This is a genomic window from Gilliamella sp. App4-10 (assembly GCF_001690495.1).
GTDB classification, from domain to species: Bacteria; Pseudomonadota; Gammaproteobacteria; order Enterobacterales; family Orbaceae; genus Gilliamella; species Gilliamella apicola_G.
The window spans coordinates 169,178-194,189 of record NZ_LZGS01000035.1; the positions used below are offsets into that span (position 1 = coordinate 169,178).

The 25,012-nt window shown below is 35.6% G+C and carries 25 protein-coding genes and 1 pseudogene; 8 read left to right on the top strand and 18 right to left on the bottom strand.

Annotation, left to right across the window (positions count from 1 at the left end; translation table 11 throughout):
• Positions 1-185: 185 nt before the first annotated feature.
• Genes fdx through iscR form a run of 7 tightly spaced genes read right to left on the bottom strand, consistent with a single transcriptional unit; the run spans position 186 to position 5,401 of the window.
• Positions 186-524 carry an ISC system 2Fe-2S type ferredoxin gene (gene fdx / locus A9G23_RS05790; RefSeq protein ID WP_065586698.1) on the bottom strand — a complete coding sequence of 113 codons (339 nt, stop codon included), beginning with the start codon at positions 522-524 and terminating at the stop codon, positions 186-188.
• Between the two features lie 14 nt (positions 525-538).
• On the bottom strand, positions 539-2,398 hold the full coding sequence (gene hscA / locus A9G23_RS05795) for a Fe-S protein assembly chaperone HscA (RefSeq protein WP_065586699.1): 1,860 nt from the start codon (positions 2,396-2,398) through the stop codon (positions 539-541).
• 36 nt (positions 2,399-2,434) lie between these two features.
• Positions 2,435-2,953: a Fe-S protein assembly co-chaperone HscB gene (gene hscB, locus A9G23_RS05800; RefSeq protein ID WP_065586700.1), complete on the bottom strand. Its 519-nt coding sequence runs from the start codon at positions 2,951-2,953 to the stop codon at positions 2,435-2,437.
• A gap of 15 nt (positions 2,954-2,968) precedes the next feature.
• Positions 2,969-3,292: an iron-sulfur cluster assembly protein IscA gene (gene iscA, locus A9G23_RS05805; RefSeq protein WP_065586701.1), complete on the bottom strand. Its 324-nt coding sequence runs from the start codon at positions 3,290-3,292 to the stop codon at positions 2,969-2,971.
• Positions 3,292-3,678 carry a Fe-S cluster assembly scaffold IscU gene (gene iscU / locus A9G23_RS05810; protein ID WP_065586702.1) on the bottom strand — a complete coding sequence of 129 codons (387 nt, stop codon included), beginning with the start codon at positions 3,676-3,678 and terminating at the stop codon, positions 3,292-3,294. Before iscU ends, iscA begins: the two co-directional genes overlap by 1 nt.
• 15 nt (positions 3,679-3,693) lie before the next feature.
• Entirely contained in the window at positions 3,694-4,908 is a 1,215-nt protein-coding gene (locus tag A9G23_RS05815; RefSeq protein WP_065586703.1) for an IscS subfamily cysteine desulfurase, read from the bottom strand.
• A 37-nt stretch (positions 4,909-4,945) separates the two neighbouring features.
• Positions 4,946-5,401 carry a Fe-S cluster assembly transcriptional regulator IscR gene (gene iscR / locus A9G23_RS05820; protein WP_065586704.1) on the bottom strand — a complete coding sequence of 152 codons (456 nt, stop codon included), beginning with the start codon at positions 5,399-5,401 and terminating at the stop codon, positions 4,946-4,948.
• 162 nt (positions 5,402-5,563) lie between these two features.
• Between iscR and sltY the strand changes: the two genes are divergently transcribed.
• Positions 5,564-7,504, top strand: coding sequence for a murein transglycosylase (sltY, locus tag A9G23_RS05825; protein WP_065586705.1), 1,941 nt, complete (start codon positions 5,564-5,566; stop codon positions 7,502-7,504).
• A gap of 11 nt (positions 7,505-7,515) precedes the next feature.
• Positions 7,516-7,806 (top strand): trp operon repressor, encoded by a 291-nt coding sequence (gene trpR / locus A9G23_RS05830; RefSeq protein ID WP_218058752.1) that lies wholly within the window; start codon positions 7,516-7,518, stop codon positions 7,804-7,806.
• A gap of 49 nt (positions 7,807-7,855) precedes the next feature.
• Here trpR and robA read toward each other — a convergent pair whose 3' ends face one another.
• The 3 genes from robA to A9G23_RS05845 all read right to left on the bottom strand — a co-directional run bounded on the left by robA (position 7,856) and on the right by A9G23_RS05845 (position 10,196).
• The gene (gene robA / locus A9G23_RS05835) at positions 7,856-8,770 is read right to left on the bottom strand and encodes an MDR efflux pump AcrAB transcriptional activator RobA (RefSeq protein WP_065586707.1); all 915 of its coding nucleotides are present in this window, start codon (positions 8,768-8,770) and stop codon (positions 7,856-7,858) included.
• Between the two features lie 96 nt (positions 8,771-8,866).
• Positions 8,867-9,442 (bottom strand): Fe-S biogenesis protein NfuA, encoded by a 576-nt coding sequence (gene nfuA, locus A9G23_RS05840; protein ID WP_065587043.1) that lies wholly within the window; start codon positions 9,440-9,442, stop codon positions 8,867-8,869.
• Positions 9,443-9,545: 103 nt separating this feature from the next.
• Positions 9,546-10,196, bottom strand: a complete 651-nt coding sequence (locus A9G23_RS05845; protein ID WP_176700238.1) for a phosphoribosyltransferase family protein — start codon at positions 10,194-10,196, stop codon at positions 9,546-9,548.
• A gap of 299 nt (positions 10,197-10,495) precedes the next feature.
• Here A9G23_RS05845 and A9G23_RS05850 point away from each other — a divergent pair, with 299 nt between their 5' ends.
• Positions 10,496-11,062, top strand: a complete 567-nt coding sequence (locus A9G23_RS05850) for a peptidylprolyl isomerase (RefSeq protein ID WP_065586709.1) — start codon at positions 10,496-10,498, stop codon at positions 11,060-11,062.
• A gap of 57 nt (positions 11,063-11,119) precedes the next feature.
• Here A9G23_RS05850 and pepB read toward each other — a convergent pair whose 3' ends face one another.
• Complete coding sequence (pepB, locus tag A9G23_RS05855; protein ID WP_065586710.1) at positions 11,120-12,400, bottom strand: aminopeptidase PepB; 1,281 nt, start codon at positions 12,398-12,400, stop codon at positions 11,120-11,122.
• 101 nt (positions 12,401-12,501) lie between these two features.
• Between pepB and A9G23_RS05860 the strand changes: the two genes are divergently transcribed.
• The gene (locus A9G23_RS05860) at positions 12,502-13,275 is read left to right on the top strand and encodes a tyrosine-protein phosphatase (protein ID WP_065586711.1); all 774 of its coding nucleotides are present in this window, start codon (positions 12,502-12,504) and stop codon (positions 13,273-13,275) included.
• 49 nt (positions 13,276-13,324) lie between these two features.
• Here A9G23_RS05860 and A9G23_RS05865 read toward each other — a convergent pair whose 3' ends face one another.
• Entirely contained in the window at positions 13,325-13,942 is a 618-nt protein-coding gene (locus tag A9G23_RS05865; RefSeq protein ID WP_065586712.1) for a 4'-phosphopantetheinyl transferase family protein, read from the bottom strand.
• Positions 13,943-14,041: 99 nt separating this feature from the next.
• Between A9G23_RS05865 and metC the strand changes: the two genes are divergently transcribed.
• Positions 14,042-15,253: a cystathionine beta-lyase gene (metC, locus tag A9G23_RS05870; RefSeq protein WP_065586713.1), complete on the top strand. Its 1,212-nt coding sequence runs from the start codon at positions 14,042-14,044 to the stop codon at positions 15,251-15,253.
• Between the two features lie 38 nt (positions 15,254-15,291).
• A complete protein-coding gene (gene tilS / locus A9G23_RS05875; RefSeq protein WP_065587044.1) occupies positions 15,292-16,578 on the top strand; it encodes a tRNA lysidine(34) synthetase TilS in 1,287 nt (428 codons plus the stop codon).
• Positions 16,579-16,667: 89 nt separating this feature from the next.
• Here tilS and A9G23_RS05880 read toward each other — a convergent pair whose 3' ends face one another.
• Together A9G23_RS05880 and suhB are read right to left on the bottom strand one after the other, a co-directional pair.
• Entirely contained in the window at positions 16,668-18,848 is a 2,181-nt protein-coding gene (locus A9G23_RS05880; RefSeq protein ID WP_065586714.1) for a heavy metal translocating P-type ATPase, read from the bottom strand.
• A gap of 116 nt (positions 18,849-18,964) precedes the next feature.
• Positions 18,965-19,768, bottom strand: coding sequence for an inositol-1-monophosphatase (suhB, locus tag A9G23_RS05885; RefSeq protein WP_065586715.1), 804 nt, complete (start codon positions 19,766-19,768; stop codon positions 18,965-18,967).
• A gap of 237 nt (positions 19,769-20,005) precedes the next feature.
• Between suhB and A9G23_RS11225 the strand changes: the two are divergent.
• Positions 20,006-21,042 (top strand): annotated as a pseudogene (locus A9G23_RS11225) (IS3 family transposase).
• A 63-nt stretch (positions 21,043-21,105) separates the two neighbouring features.
• Here A9G23_RS11225 and A9G23_RS05900 read toward each other — a convergent pair.
• On the bottom strand, positions 21,106-21,828 hold the full coding sequence (locus A9G23_RS05900) for a hypothetical protein (protein ID WP_065586717.1): 723 nt from the start codon (positions 21,826-21,828) through the stop codon (positions 21,106-21,108).
• Between the two features lie 352 nt (positions 21,829-22,180).
• On the opposite strand from A9G23_RS05900, the gene A9G23_RS05910 reads away from it, so the two are divergent.
• A protein-coding gene (locus A9G23_RS05910) for an IS3 family transposase (protein ID WP_442899740.1) occupies positions 22,181-23,253 on the top strand; the annotation gives its coding sequence in 2 pieces (ribosomal slippage) (positions 22,181-22,415 and positions 22,415-23,253; 1,074 coding nt in all).
• A gap of 421 nt (positions 23,254-23,674) precedes the next feature.
• Here A9G23_RS05910 and A9G23_RS05915 read toward each other — a convergent pair.
• The 3 genes from A9G23_RS05915 to A9G23_RS05925 form a co-directional block, all read right to left on the bottom strand.
• Entirely contained in the window at positions 23,675-23,980 is a 306-nt protein-coding gene (locus A9G23_RS05915) for a hypothetical protein (protein WP_065586719.1), read from the bottom strand.
• Positions 23,981-24,134: 154 nt separating this feature from the next.
• On the bottom strand, positions 24,135-24,449 hold the full coding sequence (locus tag A9G23_RS05920) for a hypothetical protein (protein WP_065568027.1): 315 nt from the start codon (positions 24,447-24,449) through the stop codon (positions 24,135-24,137).
• Between the two features lie 96 nt (positions 24,450-24,545).
• Positions 24,546-24,875, bottom strand: a complete 330-nt coding sequence (locus tag A9G23_RS05925) for a hypothetical protein (protein ID WP_065586720.1) — start codon at positions 24,873-24,875, stop codon at positions 24,546-24,548.
• Positions 24,876-25,012: the final 137 nt, after the last annotated feature.

Genomic DNA, 25,012 nt, shown 5'->3' on the forward strand with positions numbered 1-25,012 from the left:
GGGTGGATTATACTCTGTTAATTAACTAACAGCAAGAAATAAATACATATATTTGGACTTTTAGATAAAGTGATTTTTCTGGTTATTGTTTTTACATATATCAAATTTCAATCTAATAACCAGATTTAATATTAATTCATTATATTGAACTATAATGGGTAATCATTCGTCCTTACAATGAGCAGTTAATGTTCTTCTTTGGCGTGATTAAGACTATATCTTGGAATCTCCACCTCCAGATCTTGATTCTTGACGCGAGCTTGACAACTTAAACGGCTATGTGGTTCAACACCCCACGCTTTGTCTAACATGTCATCTTCTTGCTCATCGCTTTCGTTAAGAGAATCGAACCCTTTGCGAACAATACAGTGGCATGTAGAACAAGCGCATGACATTTCACACGCATGCTCAATTTCAATATCATTGCGCAATGCCACTTCTAAAATAGATTCGCCTTCTTGCGCCTCAACAATTTTTCCATCTGGGCAAAGATCGGCATTCGGTAAAAAAGTAATTTTTGGCATAATAATCTCGTTAGTTAAATATCATCAACTTTATGACCTGTTAACGCATGACGAATTGACCTATCCATTCGCTTAGCTGCAAAATTCTGTGTCACCTTATCAACAATTTTAATTTGCTTTTCAATTGCGTAACTGTCATCTGACTCACTCACGGTTTGTAATTGATGCTTAGCAGCTAAAATCTGGTTAAGTTCACTTTTATTTAATAAGTCAGCATCTTTGGCTAAGGCACTTTGTAAGCTTTCAAGCACTCTAGCTGCCTCAACTTTTTGTTCGGCAAGCATTCGAATCTGTTTATCTTGTTGTGCGTAACTGATTGAATCTTGAATCATATCAGCAATTTCATTATCTGTCAGTCCATATGAAGGTTTTACTTGAATAGCAGCTTCAATACCCGTTGATTTTTCCATTGCAGTTACACTTAATAAACCATCGGCATCAACTTGAAAAGTCACCCTAATGTGCGCACCACCGGCTGGTAACGATGGAATACCTTGCAATGTAAAACGAGCCAATGATCGGCAATCAGCAACACTTTCACGTTCTCCTTGTAAAACATGAAACATCATCGCAGTTTGTCCATCTTTAAAAGTGGTAAATTCTTGAGCTTTAGCACACGGAATCGTACTATTACGTGGAATGATTTTTTCAACCAATCCGCCCATGATTTCAATGCCTAACGACAAAGGAATCACATCAAGCAATAACATATCTGAATCAGGTTTATTTCCAACCAAAATATCAGCTTGAATAGCTGCACCAATAGCTACTACTTTATCCGGATCAATAGATGTTAACGGTTGAGTTTTGAAATAATGACCCACTGATTCTCGCACTAAGGGGATACGAGTAGAGCCACCAACCATAACAACTTCAACCACTTCATCCACATTAATCTCGGCATCTTTTAATGCTCGACGACAAACTATCAAAGTACGTTTAACCAATGGTTCAATTAATTGTTGAAATTGCTGGCGAGTAATAGTCAATGACTGATTATCAAGCGACAATACAGCCGACTCTTGATGACTCAGTAAAATCTTTATTTCAGTCGCTTTGTTACTGATTTTTTGATTAATATAAGGGTCTATATTATTAACTAACCCTAATTCCCTCTTTATATAGTCAGCCAGTAATCGATCAAAATCATCACCACCAAGTGCAGAATCACCACTGGTTGCTAGGACTTCAAAAACACCTTTATTTAAACGCAAAATAGAAATATCAAAAGTACCACCACCTAAATCATAAACAGCGATAACACCTTCCTTTCCTGAATCTAAACCATAGGCAATCGCAGCTGCTGTAGGCTCATTGAGTAAACGCAATACATGCAAACCTGCTAATTTTGCAGCATCTTTTGTTGCTTGCCGTTGGGCATCATCAAAATAGGCTGGTACAGTAATAACTACACCATCAATTTCACCTTGTAAGCTCTCTTTTGCCCGTTCAGCTAAAGCTGTCAGAATTTCTGATGAAACTTGTATTGGATTTACTTGATCATTAGACAAGTTTAATAAAGGAACACCATTTTCAGTTTGTGAAAAAGTATAAGGAAAATGCGATAAATCTATATCAGATAAACTTCGCCCCATTAATCGCTTAATAGAGCTGACAGTATTTTGCGGATCCTTAACTGCATTGTCTTTGGCATGTTTCCCAATCGTAATAATAGGGTTATCATCATGATCAACACCATAATGCACAACAGATGGCAACAGTGAATTACCTTCTAAATCAGGTAATACCTCTGCTTGTCCACTTCTAACCGTTGCTACTAATGAATTGGTTGTGCCAAGATCAATCCCCACCGCCAGGCGACGATGATGTGGTAGTGGAGTTTGCCCTGGTTCACTGATCTGTAATAATACCATTTAATCTATCTCTATCGATACGTTACTTATTTTAAATTATAAATCAAATTGCTTTTCTTGTAACTTTTCGATTTGTTCAATCAACCTAGCAAGATAGCGGATTTTATAGATCTGATTAAGTGCAGTTGACCAATTTTGATTAGTTATAAATTGTAATAACTCGTTGTAAACTATATTTTGACGCTCAACAATCTCAGCATGAAAATCATCTAATAATTCAAAATTCCCTTTGCTCTCGATTTCATCAAGCCTTTCACGTAAAACAAATTGCTCCATCAAAAAATCGGCATCATGAATAATATTTTGTTCAGTTGCCACATCAAAACCTTGTAGAGATAAAAAATACTCGGCAGCTTTGATTGGATTTTTTAACGTATGGTAACCATCATTAATGATGGCTGATTTTTGAACAATTGCCACTTTATCATTATCGGTTGCAACGGCAAAATTATCTGGGTGATATTGCCTCTGCAATTGCTGATAATGGGTTGTTAGCTCAGCGGTATTCACCGGTAATTGAACCGGCAAATTAAATAGCTCAAAGTAATTAACCATAATTATTGTGTCCAATTACACATTAAAACTTTCACCACAACCACATTCGTGTTGCGCATTAGGATTATTAAACTTGAAACCTTCGTTTAATCCTTCTTTAACAAAATCAAGTTCAGTGCCATCAATATAGACCAAGCTCTTTTTATCCACGATAACTTTGACTTGTTTGTCTTCAAAGACACGATCATCATCATTAATCACATCGGCAAACTCTAAAACATACGCCATACCAGAACAACCGGATGTTTTAACACCTAATCGTAACCCAACACCTTTTCCTCGATTTGCAAGGAAAGTTTGCACACGATCAGCTGCGCTATTAGTCAATGTGATTGCCATTAGCGTTGTCCTTTTTTCGTTTTATAGTCTTCAATAGCTGCTTTAATAGCATCTTCCGCTAAAATCGAACAGTGAATTTTAACTGGAGGTAAAGCAAGCTCCTTAGCAATATCCGTATTTTTGATCGCTCCTGCTTCGTCCAATGATTTACCTTTTATCCATTCTGTAACTAAGGAACTTGATGCAATTGCACTACCACAACCATAAGTTTTGAACTTAGCATCTTCAATAATCCCATTATCATTCACTTTGATTTGTAGACGCATTACATCCCCACACGCTGGTGCGCCAACCATACCGCTACCAACATTAGGATCATTTTGATCAAATGAACCAACATTACGTGGGTTTTCATAATGATCAACGACTTTTTCACTATATGCCATAATTTACTCCTAATTTTAATGTGCTGACCATTTAATTTTTGTTAAATCAACGCCATCTTTAAACATTTCCCAAAGTGGCGATAAATCTCGTAATTTTCCAATTGATTCTTTAATTAATTTAATAACATAATCAATTTCTTCTTCTTTGGTGAAACGACCAATAGAAAAACGAATAGAGCTATGCGCGAGTTCATCATTAAGACCTAATGCTCGAAGTACATAAGAGGGTTCCAAACTTGCAGATGTACATGCTGAACCAGATGAAACAGCTAAATCTTTTAAAGCCATCATCAATGATTCACCTTCAATATAAGCAAAACTCACATTTAAAATATTTGGCACACTGTGTTCTAAAGATCCATTAAGATAGACTTCTTCAATATCTTTTAAACCATTCCATAAACGATTTTTTAAGGCTAATAAGCGTGGCATTTCGGTTGCCATCTCTTCTCTAGCGATACGATATGCTTCGCCCATACCTACAATTTGGTGTACAGGTAAAGTGCCTGATCTCATCCCACGTTCATGACCACCGCCATGCATTTGTGCTTCAATGCGCACACGTGGTTTGCGTCTTACATAAAGCCCCCCAATACCTTTGGGTCCGTAAATTTTATGACTCGAAAATGACATTAAATCAACTTTTAAGTTGGTCACATTAATGGGTAATTTACCCACAGATTGTGTTGCATCAACATGAAAAACAATACCTCGTTCACGACACATCTCGCCAATTTTTTCAATGTTTTGTATTACACCTGTTTCATTATTAACATGCATAATTGACACAACGGTTGTATCTTTGCGCATTGCTGCTGCAAGTTTATCTAGATCGAGTATACCATTAGATTCTGGTGCTAAATAAGTCACTTCATAGCCTTCTCGCTCAAGTTGGCGACAAGTATCAAGCACAGCTTTGTGCTCAGTTTTACAAGTAATAATGTGCTTACCTTTGACTTGATTAAAATGAGCAGCACCTTTAATTGCTAAATTATCAGCTTCAGTTGCACCTGACGTAAAAACGATTTCACGAGAATCGGCTCCGATAAGATCGGCAATTTGATTACGTGCAATATCAACAGCTTCTTCAGCTTGCCAACCAAATTTATGGGAACGAGATGCCGGATTACCAAATATACCGTCTGGTGTTAAATACTGCATCATTTTTTCAGCAACTCTAGGATCTACAGGCGTTGTAGCTGCATAATCCATGTAAATAGGTAGATTCATTAATTACTCCCAATGACAAATTCTGTATTGTATTTTATTAATTAATTTGAACGTGTTGTATATTATTTTGTCGATTAGCTATGGCTTTAACTTCTTTATTATTCACCAGTTCACTCAATGTAATGCTAGTTAAAAAGTCCTCAATTCGTTCACTTAGATCGTTCCAAAGTGTATGAGTTAAACATCTAACACCACCTTGGCATCCATCTAGCCCATGGCATTTTGTTGCATGCACTGTCTCATCGACAGCTTTAACAATTGAGCTAATAGCAATTTGATCCATAGAACGACTCAGTATATAACCACCTCCAGGACCTCTGACACTGAGAACTAAACCATTTTTTCGTAATCGAGCAAACAATTGTTCAAGATAAGAAAGTGAAATTTCTTGACGTTCTGAAATATCAGCGAGTGATACCGGTCCTGAATCAGCGTGTAAAGCAACATCAAGCATTGCTGTTACTGCATATCGTCCTTTTGATGTCAGTTTCATTGATTATTCCCCTATATTTTATAACGACTATTGTATATATCCTCTTTATTTAGTCAAGTATTTAGTTGAGTATTTTAGTCGGAATTGAACTATAGTTTATCATCGACGCATCATAGCTTAATATGCTAATCTAATTAGCTGATTTAACATAGGAGTTAACGGATGAAATTAGTATTACGTTATTTTTTGATAATCGGTCTATTGTTCACAAGTAACACTTACGCCGCTCATTCTCAAAAGGTGCTACGAGAAAATTATCAAAAATGGCTTAATTCTTATCAAACACTGACTTTTGAAGAACAGCAAACATTGCTCTCTACCATAAAAGATTATCCACTATATCCCTATGCTGCTGTACAGTTTTTTCAGAATAATATTAAAGTAGTTCCTCCGCAAATGGTAAGAGATTTTGTTCACCAATATAATGAATTTCCAGCAACGACTTCAGTAATACAATCTTATTTAACCGAATTAAGCAATCGTCAAGATTGGAATGCAATTGTTTCATTCCCCAAAGATCATTCCACACACTCTAACTGTCGCTATCAATATGCATTACTACAACAAGGAAATATCGAAGCAGCCTTTAGCACTATTAAATCACTTTGGATTACCGGTAAAGAGCTTCCCTCTGCATGCGATCCATTACTCGATGCATGGGCACAAGCAGGTAAACGAACAGCTAATTTAATACTATTACGTATTGAACTGGCTATTGAAGCAAATAATTTAAAATTAGCCAAACACCTAACTAACTTACTTGATAATAATTACAAAACAACTAAAAACAATTTATTAGCTGTACTTGATAATCCTAAAAAATTAGAAGATTTTTCAAAAAATATTAAAGCTAGCCCTTTCACTAAAAAAATTGTCTTAGCATCATTTTCTCGCTTAGTAAAAGCAGATATCAACTTAGCAGCATCATTATTACCAAAACTAGTTAAACAGCAAACTTTAAGTGAAACTGAACAAGTTGCATTACAAAAGAGTTTGGCTAACAGCTACTTTACAGATTCCGCAACTGATGAACAAATTAAATGGCGTGATAATTATATTACCAAATATCATGATACAACATTAGTCGAAAAGCGTATCCGCCTTGCTATCGATGACTATAACTTTACTGAAATTGCCTATTGGATAGCACAATTATCGCCGGAAGATCAATTGAAAGAAGAATGGCAATATTGGCAGGCTCGAGTATTACTCAATAATAATCAAAAAAATGAAGCTAACCAAATTTTACAAACATTGACAACCAAACGTGGATTTTATGGCATGATAAGTGCACAAACACTTAATCAACCTTATTCCCTCAATAACCAATCTAAACAGATGACACCATCTGAAATATCAATACTAAAATCTAAATATGATAATCAATCTTATATAAAAAGGATTAATGAATTATATTATTTTGGTATGGTTTCAGAATCAAGCAACGAATGGCGATATATGTTAAATAAGCAAACCAATAAAAATGAATATTTAGCATTAGCTCAATATGCCTTACAAAAAGGCTGGGGCGATCTTAGTATTCAAGCAACTATTGTTGGTAAGCTTTGGAATAACTGGACAGAACGTTTACCTATTATGTACCAAGCCTTATATAACAATGCATTAAAAGATAAAGCGATTCCGTTATCTTATGCTTTAGCTATTTCTCGTCAAGAAAGTGCGCTGGATACCACTGCCAAATCCCCTGCCGGCGCCCGCGGACTTATGCAATTAATGCCAGCAACAGCAAAAGAAACCGCTAAAAAAGTCAATTCAGTCACTTATGTTTCATCGGGACAATTGTTTGATCCTAAAACCAATATAGAATTAGGTACATCCTATTTAAACACTGTTTATCTACAAAATGATAATAATCGTATATTATCTTCAGCAGCTTATAATGCAGGTCCTAATCGTGTAAAAAGATGGCTTAATAATAGTCATGGAAAGCTGGATGCTGTCGCATTTATTGATAGCATACCGTTTACCGAAACGCGCAATTATGTCAAAAATGTATTGGTATATGATTATATTTATCAAATAGTCTTAGGGCAAAAAAATGTCAATATTCTTAATTCAAATGAATTTAATAAACAATATTAATGGTGATTATAATGAAAACTAACGAATGGAAACAGACAGTCGAAATATTACACCAAGCATTTAACGATGGTTATTCACTTGATATATTAAAATTATTAATGACCGCTGATGAGCGCGACGCTTTAATTACTCGCGTCAAAATTGTACATTCATTACTTGATGGTTCAATCAATCAACGCCAACTAAAAGAGCAACTTGGAATAGGAATTGCAACTGTAACTCGTGGATCGAACAGTCTAAAAGAAGTAACCCCTGAATTCAAAAAATGGTTGGAAAATATTTTATTAAATTCAGATAATTAATCATATCAGTCAATATCTATTAACCGATTTTTATATCACATTATAACTATCAATTGGATTGGATATTGACTTCACTTTCAGCAACAATCGGCACACAATAATCGCACTCCATACGTGTAATATCTTTAACTGATTCGGCAGTGCCATCATGATGGTTATGATGAATTTCAATTACGCAACTAGAGCTACGCAAACGTACTTTTAATGCGGGCATGGCAGCTAAATGCACTTGCGAAATAAAATCACTAAACTCATCAGGAGACCCAATATATTTAAAACAAAGATACAAGCCACCTTCACTCTCAACCTGTTCAATACTTTCAAGATTATTATTGTGATCTAAAGCAATGGTATAAAGAAGTTCTTGTTCATTAGCATTATCTTTGCTTTTCAATATACGGCTAAAAGCATAAATTTTGTCTGGTAGATTTTCACATTTATGGTTACAGCGAGATATATAATTATAAAAAAATTGCGTTCTTAGTTTATTTTCTTCATCTAATAAGTGACTCAAACTGCAATTATTCTTAAAGGTGATACCCCAAAAAGTTTTTTGAGGCATATTAACAAATTTTGGTTCAGGCAATGAAAGCCTATTTTTATTGAGCTCAATAGCTGGTGTTAATCCTGTAGGATCCCAAAAATCACCACGACGATAACTGGCAGGTGTTTCATTAAATTGTTTTTTAAAAGAACGAGTAAAAGTTTGCTGAGAATCAAAACGATATTGCATCGCAATATCTAAAATGGGTTTACTTGTCATACGTAAAGAAAGTGCGGCATAAGTTAAACGACGATGACGAATATAAGTACCAAGAACCTGACCAGTTACCTCTTTAAACATACGTTGTAAATGCCATTTTGAATAACCTGATTTTTGTGCAACATGATCAATAGATAATGGTTGTTCCAAATTTTTTTCAATCCAAATGATAAGATCTGAAATAATACTAACTTGATTCATAAAACCCCATCAGAATGTCAAATGGCAAACGTCATCCGATTATGACTTAATCCCAGCAATAAGCAAGGTTTAAATAAAAATTATTTTCTGTCATTTTTAGCAAAAAGAATGTGCTCCAGCTTGATGTTCAGTAATATCTTTTACACCAACAAGTTCAGGAAACTCTGTCATTAATTGTTTCTCAATACCTTCTTTCAAAGTGTAATCGACCATTGAACAACCATTACATCCACCACCAAATTGCAATATAACATAGTTATCTTCAGTCAACTCAACTAAGCTAACATGCCCTCCATGACTGGCTAATTGCGGATTTATTTGCGTTTGAATGGCGTAATTAACACGCTCAATAAGTGGCGCATCGTCAGCCACTTTTTTCATTTTTGAATTTGGCGCTTTTAATGTTAACTGCGAACCTAATTCATCAGTCACATAATCAATAACCGTTTCTTCTAAAAATGGTGCACTCATTTCATCAATATAAACTGAAAAATCAGCAAACTTTTCTTCTATGTCGCTATCTTCTACAGTATCAGCCGGACAATACGACACACCACATTCGGCACTTGGCGTACCTGGGTTAATAACAAATACCCGAATTTGTGTTCCATCGGGTTGATTAGCAAGCAATTTTTTAAAGTGCTGTTGAGCTGCTTCAGAAATAGTGATAATAGACATGACCCCTCACTTTAATGTAATTAGGTAATAAACAGACCTAACATCATTTATAATAGTTGACTAGCTTTCTTGGTTATTATAGGGGTTGTTTAGGATTTTACAATACTGTACGACATAAACAAACAACATGAACACTAGTTGCACCACATTTTTTTAGTTGTTGGCTAATTGCATTAATCGTATTACCAGTTGTAACGATATCATCAATGAGCATTACTGATTTATGTGAAAGATCTTGACGGCATATAAAAAGCGTTTCGACATTAGCGATTCGTTCGGTAAGAGATAGATTTTTTTGATCTTGCCTATTTAGCTTTCGAGACAGCAAATAAGGATAAAAGTCACGGTCTAGCCATCTAGCAATCGGTTTTGCTAATAATTCAGCTTGATTAAAGCCACGTGACCAATAACGAATGTGATGCAATGGTACACAAGTGACCAAATCAGGTTTAATTAAAGTATCGATTTTTTGCCGTTGATACCAAGCCAAAAACATCAATCTTGCCAATGCAATATTTAGTTCAATTTTGCTGTAGAACTTTAAATGATGAATCAACTTTTTTAGCGGATTAATATACTCAGAAACAGCAATAAGCTCATCCCAGTATGGTTTTTTTGCACGACATCGATAACATATATCAGTCGATAAAGAGTGTGGTAAACAGCATTGATGACAAACCTTATTAAATTTAGGTATATTTTGAACACATTGGCTACAAATACCATGATGAGATAAAAATAAAGGCATATCACACAAAATACATCGCATAAAATTTAATAAACTTATTTATAAAAAGTTTCAGGGAACTAAATGTTTTAATATAAAAACTGTAGCAATAAAGAACTATTTTTTATAACATACTAACTTTGTAGTATTTATTAACAAAAAACTTCAATACTATAGACCAATCCATTGTGTAATTATATACAATTAAGTACTTATGTGATCTACAACCCAAAAAATTATCCTATTTTGCGCAATTGTTATTTAAATTAACCTAATATTCGGTATAATCAATCAACTTAACTGGAGAAAGGATTTATTATATGAAAAAAATCAAACTATTAATTTTAACATTGTTGTTAACTATTTTTTCAACTGTCGCCCTAGCAGCTCCTAAAGTATTATTACAAACCAGTATGGGTGATATTGAAATCGAATTAGACAGCGAGCATGCCCCCATTACCACGAAAAACTTTCTTGATTATGTTAACAATGGTTTTTATGAAAATTTAACTTTCCATCGCGTCATTCCTGGATTTATGATTCAAGGTGGTGGCGCTGATGATCAACTAAAATTCAAAGAAAATAACCCACCAATTAAAAACGAAGCTGACAATGGCTTAAAAAATGATCGTGGCACCATTGCAATGGCAAGAACAAGTGAAGTAAATAGTGCAACCAGCCAATTTTTTATCAATGTAGTTAACAATGATTTCCTTAATTATCAATCACCAGAAAAGTACGGTTATGCTGTTTTTGGTAAAGTCATTAAAGGAATGGAAATCGTTGATAAAATCGCTAACGTACCAACTAAACGTATGGGACCACATCAAAATGTACCGGCTGAGCCAATTTATATCAAAAAAGCAACTGTTATTGAAAATAATTAAACAATTGTACTTTTTTTAAGAAACAAAAAACCACTTTTTAAAGTGGTTTTTTCAGTTTTATTTAAGCTGACTAAGTAAATTAGCAATTGTCCTTACCCCAATTCCCGTTGCGCCTGTTGCCCATAATGCTGTAGCACTTTTACGAAATGTTGCCGAACAATCAATATGTAACCAATTTTGTTGATAATTTTTAATAAAATGTGATAAGAAAGCCGCAGCAGTACTCGCACCAGCGGTATTAGGTAAACCTGAATTTGCCATATCAGCAAATGATGAGGGAAATTGTGAGCGATGAAACTCTGCTAATGGTAATCGCCAAAAAGCCTCATGTTCAATGTTGCTACTAGCTAACAATTGATTAGCAAATTTATCATCAAATGAGAGTAATGATTGATAATCATTCCCCACCGCAATTTTAGCGGCACCTGTTAATGTTGCACAATCAATAATATAATTCGGTTTATCATTATCGGCACAAATTAAACCATCGGCTAAAACTAAACGTCCTTCAGCATCAGTATTATCAACTTCAACCGTTTTACCATTACGATAACGAATAATATCACCAAGTTTAAAAGCGCTGCCACTGACTAAATTATCGGCACAACATAAATAGAGTTTAATACGATGACTTAAGCCACGCGCAATGGCTAGCGCTAAAGCACTCGTTACTAATGCTGCCCCCCCCATATCTGAACGCATTGATTCCATAAAGCTACTTGGTTTTAAGCTATAACCACCCGAATCAAAGGTAATGCCTTTACCAACTAAACAAGCCGTAATCGGTGATTTAGGATTTTGGGTTGGGTTATAATCAAGTTCAAGTAAAGCTGCAGGCCTATCAGAACCTTTGCCAACCGCATAGATCCCCATGAAATTATGCTCTTTTAAAACTTCACCCGAAATAATGTTGTAAGTCACATCATTTGAATAAGTGCTAATTAATTTCATAGCTTGTGTTGCTAACTCAACAGGGCTTAATGTTTCTGCTTGCTGGTTAACAATATCTCGACACCAATCAATAATCGCTAGGCGATGAATTAATTCTTGTTTATCTTTGGTATTAAGTTTTGGCCAATTTACCTGTGTACTTTTTTTCGCATTACGATAACCTAACCAAAAATGCCAACAAGCTTCAAGATCCCAATTTTCGCCATTTAGCTTAACCGAATTTATTCCTTGGTTATCCAGCTTTCTCCCCGCTCGTTGAATCGTTCCTAAACGATGATCTGGTTTATAGTGAATAGTAATTGTATCGTCCGAAAAACTCAGCAGCGCATCTTTTCCCCATTGTCTTGGTGCAGCTTTATCAGAAAGTAAAACAGATAACATCGACATAATAAGTACCTTAATCATTAATAAAGCAAAAAGAATGGCTTAATTCTAATCAGAAACATGTTAAGATAGCAAGCGAAGTTAAGTATAAATAAGGACGAGTTATGACATCAGCTATACTAATAAAAAATGGGATTAATTTTCGTGATTTAGGTGGAATTAAAACAATTGACGGACGTCAAATTCGATCTGGTCTACTATACCGTTCAGGCGCATTTTCGCTTATTACGTCAGAAGAGCAGTCTTTTTTATCTGATGAGTTAAAACTGCACTATGTTTTAGACTATCGCGATCCTAATGAAATTGCACAAAATCCAGATAAGTTATGGCAAAATATTCATTATATTAATGTGCCTGCTAATCCATTGAGTGATACGGTCACCGCAAGTTTAACAAGCGATTTAGGCAATACCCAACAAATACTTAAAAAAAATGCACCATTTGATTTTATGGTTAAGCTTTATCAACTGCTGCCATTTAATAACCCCGCATACCGAAGACTTTCGTCAATACTACTGAACTCAAAAGGTAAACCATTAGTACAACATTGTGCTGTTGGTAAAGATCGCACTGGTGTTGGCGTCGCATTAACGTTGTTTGCTTTAGGTGTTAGTGAAGAAGCTGTCATGCAAGATTATTTACTGACTGAACAGCTATTGTCGGATTATCGTGAAAATCTATTAAGCCAATATCAACATACTGTTACTCCTGATGAGTTTGAAAACCGTAAATTAATTTTTGCAGCCAAAAAAGAGTATTTAACAGCAGCATTTGACGCAATTAAAACGCGTTACGATACCATTGACAATTGGTTGTCACAGGAATATCAATTAAACGAAAACAAGAGAAAAAGAATCCAAGATATCTATCTAGTTTAATAAAAAGCAACAACTTATTTTACCATAACAGATCATGGCAAACGTGGTATTAAGATAACAAAATCAATTTAGAAATCGGTTGGTTACTGTTTACCGATAGATGAACATCACACACTTGATGATATTGATAATAAAATTGTTGTGCAAAAGGCGCTGTAATCAGCTGCTGTCTAAAGTCAATTTTAACCGATTTAATTTGCCAAACCCCTTTGGCATATAGTTTTAATGCAGACTCTTTCAACGTCCATAATTGCCAAAAAGCCGTTAATGTATCTTCTTGTTTGATCATCCATTGATACTCATCATCCGCAAAAAAGTTTTTAGCCACATTTAAATAGTTTTTGCGCGGGCGAGCTACTTCGATATCTAAGCCAATCTTACTCGTCAATGAAATTGCTACCGCCACCCAATCTTTACTATGACTGATATTAAAATCTGGTAGGTGGCGTTCCACAAAACAAGGGCGACCATTATCACCGACTTTAATAGTGGGTAACACCGAAATATTACAATACTGTTTAAGCAAGTGAGCCAAAATTGAACGGCAAACCAAAAACTGTTTTTTGCGTTGACCTTTTAATTTATTCGCTTCATCAAGAAGCGATGTCGGCAGCAGTGAAAAATCAATGTCAGTATCATTAAGGCAAGCAAGTTGAACTATTAGCATAATTAGCAAGAGGATATTAATAAAATTTATTTTTTACTATTTTAACAGCATGCTATGCTAACTGTTATTAAAATTTATAAAGTAGCAAAAGGAATCTTCATGTCATTACCAACCAAATTAGTTCACGCAGGACGAAAAAAATGCTACACCCAAGGCGCAGTGAATTCAGTCATTCAGCGTGCTTCATCACTTGTTTTTGATACAGTGGTTGCTAAAAAAGAAGCAACCGAAAATCGCGCTAAAGGTGCACTATTTTATGGGAGACGCGGAACATTAACTCATTTTGCGCTACAAGATGCCATGATTGAAATTGAAGGAGGGGCTGGTTGCTACCTCTATCCTTGTGGCGCAGCGGCAATCACCAATGCCATTTTAGCCTTTGTAAAGGCGGGTGATCATATATTAGTCTCTGAAGCTGCTTACGAACCCACTCAAGAATTTTGTCAACATATTTTAAAAGATTTTGGTGTTGAAACAGATTACTTTTCGCCGTTAGTGGGGCGCTATATTACAAACCATATCAAGCCAAATACTAAAGTCGTATTTTTAGAATCGCCAAGTTCAATTACGATGGAAGTCCACGATGTACTATCAATTGTTAAAGCAATACGAAGTGTCAACCCTGACATTATCATTATGATCGATAACACATGGAGTGCAGGCGTTTTATTTAAAGCGTTAGAGCATGATATTGATATCTCAATACAAGCCGGAACCAAATACCTAATCGGTCATTCTGATGCCATGCTAGGCACTGTTGTAGCTAATGAGCGCTGTTGGGATACTTTGCGTGAGCGCTCATATTTAATGGGACAAATGTGTGATGCAGATACCGCCTATATGGCTGCGCGCGGTTTACGCACATTAGCAATAAGACTAAAACAACATCACAAAAGCGGTTTAAAAGTAGCAAAATGGCTAGCAAATCACCCAAAAGTGGCGACCGTTAATCACCCAGCATTAAAAAGTTGTAAAGGACATGAGTTTTTTAAACGTGATTTTTCGGGAGCAAGTGGATTATTTTCTTTTGTACTCAAAGATCGATTAAATGACGTACAATTATCAGATTTTATAGATAACCTAACTTACTTCTCGATGGCTTATTCATGGGGTGGATTTGAGTCATTAATTTTAGCCAATCAACCCGAAGAACTTGCAAACATTAGACCGGTATCTGGCGTAGACTTTGCAGGAACACTGATTCGGCTACATATAGGACTTGAAGATCCTGATGACTTAATTACCGATCTTGCGGCTGGTTTAGACAGAATCAAACAACACAAAAATAAAGCCAATGCATTACAAAGCTAGGTGTAATTAAATAGAAGATGAATAACCCACTCCCAATAATGTTTGATGAAAACATCAAACAAACAATTATGCATAAAATCACACACCACAAAGCACTACTGGTTGCTTATAGTGGTGGTGTTGATTCAACCGTATTAATGCATGCACTAGTTGCACTCAAACAGCAATTATTACCTGATTTAAAGCTAAGGGCGATCTATATTCATCATGGTTTGAGCAGTAATGCTGACCACTGGGCAATGCATTGCCAAAAACAATGCCACACCTGGCAAGTTCCACTGATTATTGAAAAAGTCAAACTCGACCCTAATGCAGGAAATATCGAAGAACAAGCTAGAAATGCGCGTTACCAAGCTATCTATCGTCATTTAAAAAATGATGAAACCTTATGCACTGCGCAACATCTTGATGATCAATGCGAAACTTTCTTTTTAGCATTAAAACGCGGTAGTGGTCCTGCGGGATTGGCCGCCATGCCACAGGAAAATAAACAGCATCTTCGTCCTTTATTAACGATTTCACGTGCACAAATTGAAACTTATGCTAATAAGCATCAACTCAACTGGATAGAAGATGAAAGCAACCAAGATGATCGTTATGACCGCAATTTTTTACGCTTAAAGGTCTTACCAACACTAAATCAACGCTGGCCACATTTTTCGCAAATGGTGGCACGTAGTGCTGAATTATGTCAGCAACAAGAAGCGTTAATTAATGAATTATTATTAGCTGATTTTCAACAAGTGGTTAGCCAACAAGGACAGCTAAATCTAGCGCCTTTAATGACGTGTTCAGAATATAAACGCAATGCTGTGTTGCGCATGTGGCTGCGTTCCCAACAAATGACTATGCCAAGCCAAAAGCAATTAGCACTCATTTGGCAAACGGTTGTGCTAGCAAAAGAAGATGCCAACCCTAAATTCTTACTACATTGCAGGCAAATTCGTCGCTATCAAAATCAACTCTATTTATTACCGTTATACCAAAATATTGAACAACAAATCCTCAACTGGGATTTGGCTTTACCTTTAAATCTGCCAGATAGTGTTGGTAAATTGCAGATTAATTATCAAACTGATTTATCCTGCCGTTTACCCCATGCAGATGAACAAGTCACTGTACGATTTCATGCTAAAGGACAATTTCAAATTATCAATCGAAATGGATCGCGATCAATAAAAAAACTATGGCAAGAACATAACATTCCGCCGTGGATGCGTACACGAATCCCGTTGATTTACTATAATGAACAACTGATCTGCGCTGTTGGCAAGTTTGTTACCGAACAAGGAAAGGGCTCACAAATTAGCTTTAGTTTAATTTAATTATTTATGCAATTAAACATAAAAATAATAAAGGCGGCACTTAACCACCTTTATTTAAGTGTTAAAATTCTAACTTTTGCTATGCACGATTAAGATCTTGCCTTCCAACGTTTAAGTAACAACGCATTAGTAACCACACTTACGCTACTTAACGCCATGGCAGCGCCTGCTATCATTGGATTTAAAAATCCAAATGCCGCTAGCGGAATACCAATCAAGTTATAGAAAAATGCCCAAAATAGATTTTGTTTAATCTTATGATAAGTTCGGCGCGAAATATCGATTGCATCAGCAACTAAAAACAGATTACCACGCATGAGGGTAATACTTGCTGCATGCATAGCCACATCGGTGCCCGTGCCCATGGCAATACCAATATCCGCAGCAGCCAATGCTGGTGCATCATTAATCCCATCTCCCACCATTGCCACTCGATTATGGGTATCAACATGACTTTCTTTTTGTAATTGATAAATATAATTGGCTTTATCTTGTGGTAACACTTCAGCAATGACTTCATCCAAGCCTAACTGCTGCCCTACGTAATTCGCCGCTTTCTGGTTATCCCCAGTTAACATAACGTTTTTTACATTTAACTGATGCAATGCTTCAATGGCGGTTTTCGCTTCTGGCTTGATTACATCAGCAAAACCAAATAGCGCTAATATTACCACATTACCTTCTAATTGCTGCTTAGCTAAAAATGAAATGGTGTAACCTTTACTGGCTAACTCATTAATCTTATCGTCCATACCAACAAAATAGGCATTTAATGATTTCATCCATCGCAAACTACCTAAATAATACTCCGTATTATTAACCGTAGCCATCACCCCCGATCCCGCTACTGAGGTAATATTTTGAGCACGACTATACTCTTTGACTTTACTTAAAATGGCTTTAGCAAGTGGATGTTCACTACCCGCTTGCAGAGAGGCCGCGATCGATAAAATTTGATTGGGTGTCTCACTACCTATAATATCCATCTCGACTAATTCAGGCTTACCCATGGTGAGTGTACCGGTTTTATCAAATGCGACTGTATTAATACTGTGCAACGTTTCTAACGCTTCGGCATCTTTAATTAAAATACCATGGCGAGCAGCCACCCCAGTCCCCACCATAATCGCGGTTGGTGTTGCCAAGCCTAACGCACATGGGCAAGCAATCACTAACACCGCAACCGCATAAAGTAAAGCTTGCTGCCAATCATGCAATATCATTCCCCAAGCCAATAGCGTAACTAGTGCAATCAATAAAATCACCGGCACAAAAATCGCACTAATGCGATCAACGATTCGTTGAATCGGCGCTTTCTTGGCCTGTGCCGATTCAACCATTTCAATGATTTTGGATAAAGTAGAATCAGCCTGAATAGCTGTGGTTTTAACAAGCAGTAGGCCTTCACCATTAATCGTACCACCAGTCACCACATCGTTAACCGATTTATTTACAGGCAAGCTCTCACCGGTTAACATTGACTCATCGCTACTTGATGTGCCTTCAATCACAATACCATCAACAGCAATACGCTCACCGGGCTTAACAATAACAATATCCCCCACATTAACTTGGCTAATGGGTAAACTTACTTCTTGATCACCTTGCTTGACTAACGCAACATCTGGCCGTAGCGAAGAAAGCGCTTCGATGGCTTGGGTAGTTTGATGTTTAGCGCTTGATTCTAGCCATTTACCGATCAAGATTAAGGTAATAATAATAACTGACGATTCAAAATAAAGATGTTCACCATTGCCAGTCATCAACTGATAAACCGATAATCCATACGCAGCACTTGTGCCAATAGCAACCAATAAATCCATATTGCCAGCCCCTGCTTTAACCGCACTAAAGCCATTTCGATAAAATTTAGCCCCCAAACCAAATTGTACAACCGATGCAATCCCCCATTGCAACCAAGCAGGCAACATCCAATTTATCCCAAACGGCGCTAATAGCATTGGCAATACAAAAGGAATAACAAGCATTACAGCTGTCACAACAGGCCAGGTAGCATATTGTTTTTTCGTTATTTTTTTATTATCTGCTGATTCGTCAATTTTAACCGCATGATAACCCGTTTTCTCAACTGCAGACATTAATGTTTCGAGCTTTACATGTGCATCAGCATCAACCGTTGCTTTTTCAGTCGCGAGATTAACGCTGACATCAATTACACCATCGACTTTTTTAAGTGCTTTTTCAACGCGCCCAACACAAGATGCGCAGCTCATATCTTCAACAATAAAATAATATTGGACCGTTTTCATGATATATACCTTATATGGTTTATGAAGTTTAAAGTTAGTATATACTGAATATTAGAGGTTATGCACAAAAATAAAGCGGAATCACAGGGCTTATAAAACCCTGTAAAAAAAGGAAGTTAGTTACGTAATTTTTCTGGCCAATCGTTTTGGGTAGAAACCAATAAATCTTTTACAATTCTAGGATTACCAGCCACAACATTGCCTGAAACCATATAGTTATTACCACCAGCAAAATCGGTAATGACCCCTCCCGCTTCACGCAAAATCAGCTCGCCACCAGCGATATCCCATGGTTTTAAGCCAATTTCAAAAAAGCCATCTAAACGACCTGCGGCAACATAAGCCAAATCTAAAGCGGCCGAACCTGCACGACGAAAATCACCACATTTAACAAATAACTTTTGCAAAACGGCAAAATAACTATCGCTGTATTGTTTAGCTTTAAATGGGAAAGCCGTTGCCAATACGCTACCATCTAAATCTTTCGCATTACTCACTCGAATACGGTAACCATTAAGCTGAGCACCTTTACCACGGGCAGCTGTAAACAGTTCATTACTCATTGGATTATAAACCACAGCAACTTCGGTCTTACCTTTAACTCGAGCTGCGATTGATACAGCAAAATGCGGAATATTTTTAATAAAATTAGTCGTACCATCAATTGGATCGATTATCCACTGTGTATCGGCATCATTACCTTTAGCAAGACCGCTTTCTTCGGCAATAATAGTATGATCAGGATAAGCTTTTTTGATTGTTTCAATAATCAAGGCTTCTGCCGCACGATCTGCATTAGTGGCAAAATCGTTAGCGCCTTTGGCTTCGATTTCGATTGAACTAGGATTTTCATAAGCCTTGATGGCTACATTACCTGCTTTACGAGCAGCGCGAATAGCAATATTCAGCATCGGATGCATAATTTTTTTCCAATTGATGATGTTAAAGAACGGATTGATTTAGTAAAACTAAATTTAGTCATACTAAAAATTACAACATAGTATATCGGTTTTGCAACTTTATTGCCAGACTAAGCGAAGATTGATAGGTAAAATACCTATGTAACTATTATATATCAAATAGGATCTGATCCTCGCCAAAAAAGTGGACAGAAGTCGCCTCTATGATATAAATACAAATTATAGGAGACAAATATCATGGTCAGAAAATTTAGTGTCAAATTCAAACAACAATTAATCGAGTATGCGTTACCTCATGCACACTTTTCTATCAGCGAACTTGCCAACCACTTAGGAATAGACAAATCAACCCTAGATAAATGGATTAGACAACTTGCACTTTGCACTGAATAAAACCAGTCGCTGAAGTACGCTTATATGAAAAATCATTTAACCTGCTATCCCGTTACTAGAATATGCTCGTTACTTGGTGTCAGTTCATCGGGTTATTATGCCTGGTTAAAAAGTGCAAACAAATCAGCCAAACTCAGCGAGTATATCCAAAAGCAGTATTGGCACCATAAGGCCCATTTGGGGGTCACCGAGGCTACTTGATGCTAGGGGGATGCAGGCTATCAAGTTTCAGAAAGGACAATTAGCCGTGTTTTGCAACAATTGGGATTACGGAGTAAAGCAGCACGTAAATTCAAGTATAAAACAGATACGGCTCATCACAATATTGCGCCCAACACGTTAAATAGGCAATTTAACCCTGATAAGCCGAATACGACATGGGTAACCGATATTACTTATATTAAAACGGGTGAAGGTTGGTTATATTTGTCGGTGATTATCGATTTATATGGACGAAAAGTGATTGCTAGGCAAACGAGTCGCTACATAGACCGCCATTTAGTGTGTAATACATTAAAACAAGCCTTATTTCGGCGTCACTTTCCTAAAAATGTACTCATTCATAGTGACCAAGGAAGCCAATATGGCAGTGCTGATTTCAAGCAGTTATTGTTACAATATGGACTCAGGCAAAGCATGAGTCGAAGAGGAAACTGCTTTGATAATGCGGTTGTTGAGAGTTTTTTCATACACTCAAAACACATATTATTCATGACTGTTACTACAAAACGAGGAAACTGGCTAATAAAGCACTATTTGAATATATCGAAATCTATTATAATCGGATACGCCGTCATTCAGCCAATGGCTGGGTATCACCTGAACAATATGAACAACAATATTACCAAAATGAAAAAATGATAGAGGTAGGCACTGTCTAATATTTTGGCGAGGATCATTCGCTTAGTTCAAAAATTAGGTAAATATATAAATTTATTTACGAGTCATTTTTCTCGTTGCTTGGCAAGGTCAATAAGTTTGTCTAGGCTAATCAGAGCATTCATCACATCATTTTGACATGTACTTTCATCATTTTGATATATATCTTCATCATCTTGATATGTATCTTCTCTTGTAACCCATATTAGCCAAGCTTTAATTGCTAAATATTCGTCAACAGTTAATGTTGCCCAGCGGTCAAAGTTATAGCTTTCAGATAGTATTTCTTCAAAATCCATAATCCAAAATACGATTCTATTTATAAATTCTTTAATCCCTGCTTTTTGCTCCTCTATAGCTCTTGCTTTAGCTCTTGCTTTAGCTCTAGTTCTAGCTAAAACTATATCTATAGCTTTAGCTTTAGCCTCAGCCTCAGCTTCAGCTCTAACTATAGCTTCGGCTTCAGCTATAGCTATATCTAGAGCTTTAGCTGAAGTGATGAGTAATCCAGGTAAATAATAAGCATGAGCTGATGGCGTAAACGCATATAAAGCTTCCACATAGTTCATGTATATATCAAGAGTGATATCTTGCCAATTCTTACCCAAAAACTGTTTTAGCGCAATTTCATCATCAGGCATTATTATTTTGGAATATTCAAAGCTTAATTTCCACATATCTTTTGGACGCTCTCGCCAAGAGAATGCAGTCGTTATTTTATTGAATAATATTTTTTCATATATAACATCATATTTTTCCTGTTTAGGTGCGATTACCTTTTTCACCATCGAAGTTCCTTTTTCAATTTATCACCAATTTTATAACATCTTTTTATTTCACTATCTATCTGATTGATCCTCGCCAAAATATTTGGACAGGCTATACTAATTAGTACCTGTTTTATCAGGTTATTGTTACGATAAACAAAAAAACAAAAGAAATCACCCATGACAAATCGCATTTCAAGAAGAAAAAAACGCCGTTTTACTTACCAATAAAAAAACAAATGGTGATTCTATATCAACATGCTAAAAAATAAACAAATATTATTACTGAATATTGTAACTATCCCCTAAAATAGTACAGCAAAAAGTAGAAAATTCTCTATGATACAAGTAAAGAGGATTTAATTATGAAAAAATGACTGAACATCAAATCGTCGCTATTTTAAAAGAAGCTGAAGCAGGTATTCCTGTCAAGGAACTCTGCCGTAAATATGGCATGGGGAATTCAACTTTCTATAAATGGCGAGAAAAATACGGCGGAATGGAAACGTCGGATATCAAACGCTTAAAAGAGCTGGAGGCTGAAAACCGTAAGCTTAAGCAGATGTTTGCTGAGCTCAGTTTAAAATCTCAGCTTCAGGAAGAAATCATAAAAAAGCTTTAGTGCCAACTGGGGCACGTAAAACGTGGGCACAGCAACTACAACAAAATCATTTGGTTACTATTGCTATGAGTTGTGCCATTGTTGGCTTAAGCCGTTGTGCTTACTATTATCAACCTAAGTTACAGGATGATTCGGTGATTGTTTCGGTATTGAATGCTATCACAGACCGGCATTTACGCTGGGGCTTTCCTAAATGCTTTAATCGTATCAGAAAGCTCGGCTATAAATGGAATCATAAACGGGTATATCGGGTGTATTGTGAATTAAAGCTTAATCTCAGGGTAAAGCGTAAAAAACGTATTCCTCCACGAAGCCCAGAAAGGCTATTGGTTCCTAATAAACAAGGTGAATGTTGGTCAATGGATTTTATGAGTGACAGTAGCTGTAATCAACGTCGCTTTAGGACATTCAATGTCATTGATGACTTTAATCGTGAGGCGTTAGGTATTGATATTGCAGTAAGCTTACCGGCAGGGAGAGTTACCCGTTACTTAGATAAACTGGCTGAATATCATGGCTATCTATTAAAAATACGCGTCGATAATGGACCAGAATTTACAGGAAAAACCTTTATAAACTGGGCTAAATCACATGATATAGCCATTGATTATATAGAGCCCGGTAGCCCATATCAAAACGGGTACATTGAACGATTTAATCGCACCTATCGTACTGAAGTACTCGATTTATATCTTTTTAACAACTTAGCACAAGCAAGGAGAATAACCGAAGAATGGTTAACGATTTATAACACCGAAAGACCGCATGAGGCATTAAATAACATGACGCCGATTGAGTATAAAACACTAAGACAAGCAGTATGATTTTCTACTTGAATCTTGTACTAAGTTTGGGGTATTTACATAATTAGTACCCGTTTTATCAGGTCATTGTTACGATAAACAAAAGAAATCACCCATGACAAATCACATTTCAAAAAGAGAAAAACGCCGTTTTACTTACCAATAAAAAAACAAATGGTGATTCTCTACCAAAATGCTAAAAAATGAACGAATATTGTTGCTGAGTATGACATCACTAAATCCGCATTAGATAAGTGGATAAAGCAATATCAAACCACTGCCTGTTGTTTAAACTCTGCACTCAATTTTTTGACACACAATGTGTTTACCTAGGATTGTTAGTTATATCATAGAAGTGGCATTTGCCCATTTTTTGGCGAGAATTAAACCTATTTCGCTTTCCAACAGAATTCAATTTAACTTGAAATAATAGCCATTACAATTAATTGAGATGGCCTCCAATTTTCTCCAATTCAATATAAAAATTATTAATGATATTTTCTTCCAATTCATCATAATTAATTAAACAACGATTAAAATTATTATCTAGAGTAAATAGATTTTTATCGATATTTATAAAATTTTCATCATAACGAGCTAACATTCTATAGCAATCTTTTCTATAAATAATTCCTTTAAATCCGTTATTTCCTTTATAGACTTCTAATTTATATTCTGCGTAATCATCTTTGGTATCAACTTTGTAAATTATTGTTTTTATTAATTCATATTGTTTTAGTTCTGCCATTGAGTTTTCCCATTATTTATTAGTACTCTTAATTCTATTTTATATCAATTTATATAGATACTTGTCCAAAGATATTATGGTTATCTATCTTAGCAAAGCTAGGCTGGTACTGAATAAGCTACATTAGTTTAATTAATTTTAAGAATAATGATAATTATAACAAATTGAGTGGCCCAAATATTTTCTCTAACCTAATATAAAAATTATTAATGATATCTTCTTCCGACTTGTTGTAACAAATTAAATCATTATAAAAATTATGATTTTCAAGAAATAAAGATACATCGCTATTTACAAATCCTTTAACATCATCACGACGTTTCAATCTATATGAGTCTAACCAATAACCAATACCTCTAAAATCTTTGTCTCCTTTATAGATTTCTAATTTAAATTCTTCGTAATGCTCATCTTTACTTAATTCATAAATGATCGTTTTTATTAATTCATATTTTTTTATCTTTGCCATTTTAATTTTTTCCAGTGTTTATTTGAGTATTACAAGATACTAAGCAACACGACTCAACTTTTCTTTAACCTATATCAATTTATATAGTAATTATAATTAATTGAGAGAGCTAAAATTTTTCTCTAATTCATTATAAAAAATATTAATGATATCTTCTTCTGATTCATTATAATTAATTAAATTAAGACTGAAATTATTATCTGGACTAAAAATAAATTCATCGCACTTTGCAAGACCTCCTTTATAATTAGCTCGCATTCGATATAGCTCCTTTCTATAGACGATGCCTTTAAATACGTTTTCCCTTCTATATATTTCTAATCGATATTCTATGGAACCTTCATCAGTATCAACCTCATATATCATCGTTTTTATTAATTTATCTTGTTTTATTTTAGCCAATTCAAATTTTTCTACTTTCGTCATTTAATTTCTCCATTATTGACAATCACGAGTAAGATTTTCTTAATTCTTATCAACTGATACAGTAATCTCTCTATATTTCTGTGCGAAATATAGAGAGATCGATTTAACTAAAAATAACAATTCTTTGATTGATTATA

Excerpts from the sequence above, each read along its gene's own strand:
- fdx (WP_065586698.1), bottom strand. The coding sequence starts at position 524 with ATGCCAAAAATTACTTTTTTACCGAATGCCGATCTTTGCCCAGATGGA.
- hscA (WP_065586699.1), bottom strand. The coding sequence starts at position 2,398 with ATGGTATTATTACAGATCAGTGAACCAGGGCAAACTCCACTACCACAT.
- hscB (WP_065586700.1), bottom strand. The coding sequence starts at position 2,953 with ATGGTTAATTACTTTGAGCTATTTAATTTGCCGGTTCAATTACCGGTG.
- iscA (WP_065586701.1), bottom strand. The coding sequence starts at position 3,292 with ATGGCAATCACATTGACTAATAGCGCAGCTGATCGTGTGCAAACTTTC.
- iscU (WP_065586702.1), bottom strand. The coding sequence starts at position 3,678 with ATGGCATATAGTGAAAAAGTCGTTGATCATTATGAAAACCCACGTAAT.
- A9G23_RS05815 (WP_065586703.1), bottom strand. The coding sequence starts at position 4,908 with ATGAATCTACCTATTTACATGGATTATGCAGCTACAACGCCTGTAGAT.
- iscR (WP_065586704.1), bottom strand. The coding sequence starts at position 5,401 with ATGAAACTGACATCAAAAGGACGATATGCAGTAACAGCAATGCTTGAT.
- sltY (WP_065586705.1), top strand. The coding sequence starts at position 5,564 with ATGAAATTAGTATTACGTTATTTTTTGATAATCGGTCTATTGTTCACA.
- trpR (WP_218058752.1), top strand. The coding sequence starts at position 7,516 with ATGAAAACTAACGAATGGAAACAGACAGTCGAAATATTACACCAAGCA.
- robA (WP_065586707.1), bottom strand. The coding sequence starts at position 8,770 with ATGAATCAAGTTAGTATTATTTCAGATCTTATCATTTGGATTGAAAAA.
- A9G23_RS05845 (WP_176700238.1), bottom strand. The coding sequence starts at position 10,196 with ATGCCTTTATTTTTATCTCATCATGGTATTTGTAGCCAATGTGTTCAA.
- A9G23_RS05850 (WP_065586709.1), top strand. The coding sequence starts at position 10,496 with ATGAAAAAAATCAAACTATTAATTTTAACATTGTTGTTAACTATTTTT.
- pepB (WP_065586710.1), bottom strand. The coding sequence starts at position 12,400 with ATGTCGATGTTATCTGTTTTACTTTCTGATAAAGCTGCACCAAGACAA.
- A9G23_RS05860 (WP_065586711.1), top strand. The coding sequence starts at position 12,502 with ATGACATCAGCTATACTAATAAAAAATGGGATTAATTTTCGTGATTTA.
- A9G23_RS05865 (WP_065586712.1), bottom strand. The coding sequence starts at position 13,942 with ATGCTAATAGTTCAACTTGCTTGCCTTAATGATACTGACATTGATTTT.
- metC (WP_065586713.1), top strand. The coding sequence starts at position 14,042 with ATGTCATTACCAACCAAATTAGTTCACGCAGGACGAAAAAAATGCTAC.
- tilS (WP_065587044.1), top strand. The coding sequence starts at position 15,292 with ATGTTTGATGAAAACATCAAACAAACAATTATGCATAAAATCACACAC.
- A9G23_RS05880 (WP_065586714.1), bottom strand. The coding sequence starts at position 18,848 with ATGAAAACGGTCCAATATTATTTTATTGTTGAAGATATGAGCTGCGCA.
- suhB (WP_065586715.1), bottom strand. The coding sequence starts at position 19,768 with ATGCATCCGATGCTGAATATTGCTATTCGCGCTGCTCGTAAAGCAGGT.
- A9G23_RS05900 (WP_065586717.1), bottom strand. The coding sequence starts at position 21,828 with ATGGTGAAAAAGGTAATCGCACCTAAACAGGAAAAATATGATGTTATA.
- A9G23_RS05915 (WP_065586719.1), bottom strand. The coding sequence starts at position 23,980 with ATGGCAGAACTAAAACAATATGAATTAATAAAAACAATAATTTACAAA.
- A9G23_RS05920 (WP_065568027.1), bottom strand. The coding sequence starts at position 24,449 with ATGGCAAAGATAAAAAAATATGAATTAATAAAAACGATCATTTATGAA.
- A9G23_RS05925 (WP_065586720.1), bottom strand. The coding sequence starts at position 24,875 with ATGACGAAAGTAGAAAAATTTGAATTGGCTAAAATAAAACAAGATAAA.